Raw genomic sequence first — 7,122 nt, 5'->3', positions numbered from 1 at the left:
GTTAAACCCGTGGCGATTCAGATTTGCGAAATTATATGAGATCAATTTACTGCTGACAGAGTCATTGAAAATCAAATGAATTGCAGAAGTAACTCGCCACAGATAACAACATCAACAAAAGTGAGTGCATTTATAAGTATAAGAATAAAACACAATAAAAACATTAAATCATATACAAATAAGTCATCCATCACCGTTTAATGTCTAAATTTTCCCTTTTGTCTTATGGGGTTTCACTCACTCTCACCGAGACAGATAAAACCCTTAAAAAAACCACGCGCTTGCATGGTTTTTAATTGTCATTACATTGACCCACTCTCTTGGCTGAAGAGTTAATACTCGCTCAGACTTGGCCAAACAGCTAGCCTACTGCACTCTGTTCAATGCTGATGAGTCTGTCGCGTAACCCAATAGCTGTTGGAACATCAAATATTCCAAAGACTCCCTCAAAATGCTCATCGGTGAATGGAGGCTGGGCCAGTCGTTCCGGATTCATCGTACCGTTTTCCGTCAGCCATTCTATGATGGTGTTGACGAAATGAATCTGCTGACTATCAAAACGAGCCTCATCAAGGTAATCGGCAAACGCGGCTTTAGCCGCATGACGGTCAAGCCCAACAAGTTCCCGTATAAAAATGCCCAAAGGCTTATCGGGATGAATGGTTTGTTGGTAAGTCTCGGTATTCTCTATGCCGCTCGCTTCAAACAGCTTTTGATCCAGTAGTTCAAGATCGAGTTTGGTGATGTGTTGCCCACGACGCAGCCTCTGGATAGTGAGGTCATGCTGGTGTTCCCTCACCCAAGATTCAACACGTTTTCTGTAAAGCGTCAACGCGTCGCCATATGTAAAGGTGTAGGGCGATTCACTTTCATGCACAGAGATGATCTCATCCTGAAAATTGGTGTAGACCACACCCGTGCTATCTTTATCGATAAACTTGAGCAACAAACGCAAACGCAGTCGAGTCTTCTCCAGATCTTCAAGAGAAAGTTCCTGCCAGAAGTGTTTACTCAGCACATACTCGATCCATTCGATTTGCACTTCAACCAGAGGAATGCTAGCCTTACTTTTCAACTTCTGGGCAATCTGTAGCAATTTGTCCTGCTGAGTATCGCTAACGCTTCTACGTTCAAGCAAAGCCAGCTGCATCGTCAAAATTAAGTGATCGAAACGCAACGCCAACTCTTCTTCCCGCTCCTTTTCATCAAGCGGTTCCGCTGCACTTGGTAGTCGGGATATTTGGCTAATCAATTCGCCCTGATGTTCATTCGTCAAATCCTGCCAAATTAAAGCTTTCTGGTACTTCTCAACCAGCTTACGGTTAGGGCGGACAATAAAATTATCTAGGCTCATACCAGCAACACGATGGTGAAGCATTGTCAGCAAATATTGTCTGAGGGTTCCGCCATAATTACCGCTTTCCTCGTGGCCTTTTAGCACTTGAGCCAGCATCAAACGATTTTCAAATAACGACTGTGACAGCGACTTACCAGCAGAATCTGCGGCTCCCTGCGGGTTCATTTCGAAATACTCAAAATTCTGACAGATGTCGAATACTTTAAATTCTATTTTGTCATCATCCGGGGTAACGGGTCCAAATAATTTCTCACACAGTCGGGTACCGCGCCCCAGCATTTGCATGAACTTCACCTTAGACTTTACAACCTTAAAAAACATCAGATTGGAAACTTCAGGGACATCCACACCGGTATCAAGCATATCGACAGAAATAGCCAACGTCATAGGCGTATTTGGATCAACGGGATCACGTTCGCCTTTAAATTCTTCAATAAGGCTTTCGGCATATTTTTCTTTATAGGTTACCGTGCGAGCAAATTTCCCTTTAAATTTTGGGAAGTTGTCATCAAACACTTCATTGATAAACTTCGCATGACGATTATTTGCTGCAAAAATAATCGTCTTCGCCAATCTGTCGCCGCCTGCAACTTTAATACCTCTTTCCATTAGTGTTTTGAGGGCCGCAGTGACCGTGGGCTTATTAAATAAGAATTCGTTAATTTCAGAAGGCAGCACCTCATCCCGCTCGGCCAGCTCTTCACTGCTTTCCCACTCTTCCTGCTCATCTTTGCTTAATTCACTGTATTTAATCCCCTGTCGTACAAAGCCCAGCTCAACACGGACGTCGCGCGGTGGAACGAGATAACCATCATCGATGGCTTCCTGTAGTTCATAAGCAAAGGTCGGGTCATCGTCAGGTAACTGAAAGACGTCATAGGTATTTTTATCAAGATCGGCTTTCGGTGTTGCGGTCAGACCCACTAACAGGGAATCAAAATAGTCGAAGATATAGCCGTATTTTTTATAAACCGAGCGATGAGCTTCATCGACAATCACTAGGTCAAAATGTCCGACGCCGAACAAGCGACTGTCCGCCGGTGCGCTAAGCAAGTTCATCATAGTCGGGTAAGTTGACAGATACAGTCGCCCTTTCAATGTACTGGTTGCCCCACTCAGAATTTCCGGTGAGCATTTCGGCAACAGCTTTGAGAACTCCTTTTTAGCCTGGGTCACCAGTGCATTACGATCAGCGAGGAATAATGCATTTTTGACCCAACCTGCGCGCATTAAGAGGTCTAGCAGGCCGATAATCGTTCGGGTTTTCCCTGTCCCAGTAGCCATCACTAACAGCGCTTTGCGCCGACGCTGCTGGTCAAATTGTTCACACACAGCCCGAATAGCCTGCTGTTGATAGGGGCGTTTATGACCAGCAATACTCGTGTCGATCTCGATATTACTCAGGTTTTGTGCTAACTCGCGACGATCGATCAGACGCTGCATTTCATCTCTGGATAAAAAACCCTGCACTTTACGCGGCACATAGTTCAGATCGTCCCAGAAGAAGATCTCATAGCCATTGGTGAAATAGATTAACGGGCGGCGGCCCCCAAACCGGGAGTCCTGCTGCAGGCAATCAGCATAAAGTTCAGCCTGGCGTTTCCCCTGCTGAACGTCCACTGTTGTACGTTTAGCCTCAACGACCGCCAGCGGCTTGCCATCTTCTCCCCAGAGAACATAATCAACAAAACCATTTCCCTGCGGATTTTGGCTGGAAAGAGGCATTCCTGCGACCGGATATTCGCGATCGCGCCTGTTCTCCAGTAACCACCCCATCTCTTTCAGGTATTGGTCGATAATAAAGTGACGGGTTTCAGCTTCGTTGTAGTTATGACTGTCCTTAACTTCAACGTTTTGCAGCTTACGCTCAGCAACTCTCGCTTTAAGTTGTTCCAGCTCCTGGCGTAGTGTGGCATTTTCCCGCTCACGTTTTTCCTCTTCACACTCCTGCTGACTATCCCGATCTTCAAGTTGTTGTTGTAACTCTTTGAGCTTTCGTGCACTGCGGGTAATCAGCCCGGCATCAACATGGACCGTTTGCGGAACATTGTTAAGATCAAAAATCTGATTGCTGACAGGTTGATGTGCGGTATAGGTGCGGTAGAGCCAGTAAAGAACATGGTGCAACTCTTTCAGGGTTTGCGTGGCGACAGCGGCACTCACTTTCGCGGCGCTGTGCACCGCATTATTTCCCGACTTTTGAATGGCTTTAATTTTAGGGAAAACACTGGAGCCCACCAGATCGCGGAAATCAGGCTGGTTAATCAGCGTGTTAAGACTGGTGTCATATTTAGGTTTTTTCAACCCTCTGTCGAATTCATACATCCAGTGAACGGCACGTTCCAGCGTATAGCGACTGTAAAAACAACAGGTTCGCGGATCACTGTTCAGCATTTTCTCCGCCTGCTGAGCATTTAGCTGAATTTCTGACCACTCACCTAAGAAAGCAAAATTCGACATCGGGTATCCTTACTTGTCAGGCCACTTTTTTGCGGTCCAGTTTTCCGGAGAAGGCGCGTTGCATTAGCGAATCAAAAAGTTGTTTATTTGTTAGGGAGCTTTGCTTATAACGTTCTACCATCCGTGCATTTTTTTTCATAATTTCAACATATTTATACTGTAAATCTAATGGAGGAACTATAATTTCCAACCCCAGAAGGTCTGGTGTATCTAGCCGTTTGGTACCGTGCGCAGCAGTGCTGACTTTACTCAAAATATGATCTTTTTGATTTTTCAAACAATGGAATAAAAATTCAGTTTCTATGCCATCATTACATACCGTCAGCGCTTTAATATCCTGATTAATCGCAATATCGCAAAGATTCATGGCAAGAGGTATTGAATGAGCGAGAATCATACCTCTAACAACAACTAATATTGTTCCTTCAGGAATTTTTTTGATATTAGTTTCTTCAAAAACGAGATCAGAAATGTGATCTATTGCATCTGACAAATAATCTATTTTCATATCCTTAGGAGAGACCCAAGGAAAATCACCTTGCCAATATGAATCATTTGACTTGGATGGTGTTCCACCAGAAGATACAGAAACTACTTGTGATAGTGTTTTTGTAGGCCATTTTTTAGTATTACATACTGGATCACCAAACATCTCCAAAAACACCGCTTTTGCCAGTGCGTTGAGTTCAGCCTCCATTTGCAAAGAAGACTTTACTAACATCTCAGCTTTTCCTAGTTTCTCAGCGATACTTTTTTGTATGGCAACTGGAGGCAGAGGGACTAACAAATTCTCAATGGTTTTTTTATTTATTTGAGGAAATGTCGATCCTGTCGAATTGTCATAAAGAACATGCTCATTAGCGCGAATAAAATAAAAAAGATAATTACTATCAAGCTGTGCTTTGCTCCTAAGACCAGCAACACCGCGTCCCAGGCAATACGGTTTGTCCGCCCAGTTCAAATCACCAATTGTTGCCCGAACACAAATAATCAGATCCCCTGTCTGGCAAACTTGTGTAGGTTCAGTAGTTGCTTTCTTAGGTAGGGGGTAGAGTTCACCATAATCAGATGCACCAGCCACCAGTGGTATACCTTCACTCAATTCCGTATAAGACGATCCTTTCGGTGCTGAGCCCATTTGAATATCGCAAACCTCAGCAAGCTTCACCATCGGCCAACTCACAGCATCTTCTCCAAATCAGCAATACCCTGCTCCATCGCTTTTTGCAGTTCTTTAATTCGCTGCAAAATCACCGCTGGAGATTCGTACTTAACTTCCTCATACACCGTTTCTTTATAACGGTTGATGCTGAGATCGTACTCTTTCTCCACGATCTCACTTTTTGGGACAAAGAAGCTTTGATCGGTGCGCTTACGGCCGATCTCTTTATGGGCATTTTGCCAACGCCACAACACATCAGGGATATTGCTCAATTTGTGGTTAGGTAATTCTGAAGGAGCCTGAACACCCTCTGCAGTCTGTTCATCAACGGTATCTGCTTCCGTGGTTAGCGGCTGGTCTTTAATCAGCGGTGTGCGTTTATCATCCAGCGAGAACCCGTCAGCCTGCATATCGTAAAACCACACATCATCCGTCCCGCCGCTGTTGGTTTTGGTGAAGAACAGAATGGCGGTGGAAACACCCGCGTAAGGTTTAAACACGCCAGAAGGCAGGGAAACCACCGCATTCAGCTTATGCTTTTCCACCAGGGTCTTACGAATTTCACGGTGTGATTTTGTCGAACCAAACAATACACCGTCCGGCACAATTACGGCTGCACGACCACCCGGCTGCAGCATGCGCAGGATCAACGCCAGGAACAGCAGCTCAGTTTTCTCGGTTGGGTCTTTTTTCTTCTTCTCTTCGCCGTCTTCTGTCTTAACGACTTTCTTTTCGGCTTTTTTCGGCGATTTGCCCAGTGCGGTCAACAAATCTGGCGACAGTTCATCGTAGGCCACGCTGCCCTTAAACGGCGGGTTAGCCAGGATCAGAGTGAATTTGTCTTTAATGTTCTCTTCACCATAATCCATCAGGCTGTCGCGATATTCCACAACAGGGTTATCCACGCCATGCTGCATCATGTTCATGGCACCAATACGCAGCATCGACTGATCAAAATCGTAAGCATTGAACATTACGTTATGGAAATGAGCACTATTTTCTGGCTTCATTAACGCGGTTTTATGATGTGTGCGCACATATTCTTCCGCCGCCATCAGGAATCCACAGGTGCCGGAAGCCGGGTCACAAATCACATCGCTGCTGTCACCACCAAGTTTTGGCTCGGTCATATTCACCATCATTTTGATGATATGACGCGGGGTACGGAACTGGCCGTTGGTCCCTGCCGATCCCAACTTGCTCAACATGTATTCGTAGAGATCGCCTTTGGTATCACGATCGTCCATTTCCAGTTTGTCTATCAGATTCACCACTTTATCGAGCATTGGGGCGCTCGGGATCATGAAGATGGCGTCCTTCATGTGGTGAGCAAAAGTGCTTTGCTGGCCGTGGATAGTCTTGATAAACGGGAAAACTTTGTCCTTTACCAGCTCAAACATGTCTTCAGGGTCAATGTTCTTGAATTTGTTCCAGCGATAGTGCTGTTTGTCAGGCGGGAAAAGCGCGTTTTGAAGGCTGCCGCTACGCAACAACGCCTGATTTTCACGCTGCATTTCAAGCTCATCCAGACGGCGGATAAACAGCAGATAGGTGAACTGTTCGATGACCGAAGTGGGATTAGCGATACCGCCGGTCCAAAAGGTGGTCCAGATCTCATCAACCTGGTTGCGTAGCTTACCTGTTAACATATGATTCCTGATAACTTTTACGTCCCTGATATGAAGATCAGAGATAACAAATGGAGTTTGGCCAAAGCCAGAGACAAGTTGCCGTATTGTACCAATGAAAGATGCTTATTTGGCGCTTTTTTCCCGTAAGAGCATCAGGAAAGATGAAAAAGTGAACTACTCAGGTACTACGAGACTCCGTTTCACGTATTTGTATGGTAGTTGCACAGTAATAATGAAGCATCACGACAAATGAGTACGATTGTGAGTACAAAATAAAAATAAATTAAAATTAACTATATATATGAAAAGATTAAATTGAAAATCACAGTTCAACGTCTAAATAAGTTTTGTGGTCTTATGAGGTTTCACTGAATCTCATAGAAACGGTAAAACTCTATAAAATCCACGCAATTGCGTGGATTTTTCGTAGCGTCTCAGGTGGTGTCGTAGAAGCGCAGTGAAAATTGAGTACATAGGTGAGTACATCAGACTGGTAATCCCCCCGAAAAACC

At 44.8% G+C, this 7,122-nt stretch carries 3 protein-coding genes; all 3 read right to left on the bottom strand.

All coding sequences use genetic code 11. From position 1 onward, the window contains the following. Positions 1–361 precede the first annotated feature (361 nt). From ACLRGG_RS20080 to ACLRGG_RS20070, 3 genes are read right to left on the bottom strand one after another with little or no spacing between them, the layout of a single operon-like run. Complete coding sequence (locus ACLRGG_RS20080) at positions 362–3,817, bottom strand: DEAD/DEAH box helicase family protein (protein WP_416251418.1); 3,456 nt, start codon at positions 3,815–3,817, stop codon at positions 362–364. A 16-nt stretch (positions 3,818–3,833) separates the two neighbouring features. Continuing rightward, a complete protein-coding gene (locus tag ACLRGG_RS20075) occupies positions 3,834–5,000 on the bottom strand; it encodes a restriction endonuclease subunit S (protein ID WP_416251417.1) in 1,167 nt (388 codons plus the stop codon). Next, on the bottom strand, positions 4,997–6,628 hold the full coding sequence (locus ACLRGG_RS20070) for a type I restriction-modification system subunit M (RefSeq protein WP_416251416.1): 1,632 nt from the start codon (positions 6,626–6,628) through the stop codon (positions 4,997–4,999). The genes ACLRGG_RS20075 and ACLRGG_RS20070 overlap by 4 nt, the downstream gene beginning before the upstream one ends. Positions 6,629–7,122: the final 494 nt, after the last annotated feature.

The organism is Erwinia sp. PPS120, assembly GCF_047918655.1.
Taxonomy (GTDB): domain Bacteria; phylum Pseudomonadota; class Gammaproteobacteria; order Enterobacterales; family Enterobacteriaceae; genus Erwinia; species Erwinia tasmaniensis_A.
Note: the sequence above shows the minus strand (reverse complement) of the source record. Positions and strands in the feature narration are given on the sequence as shown.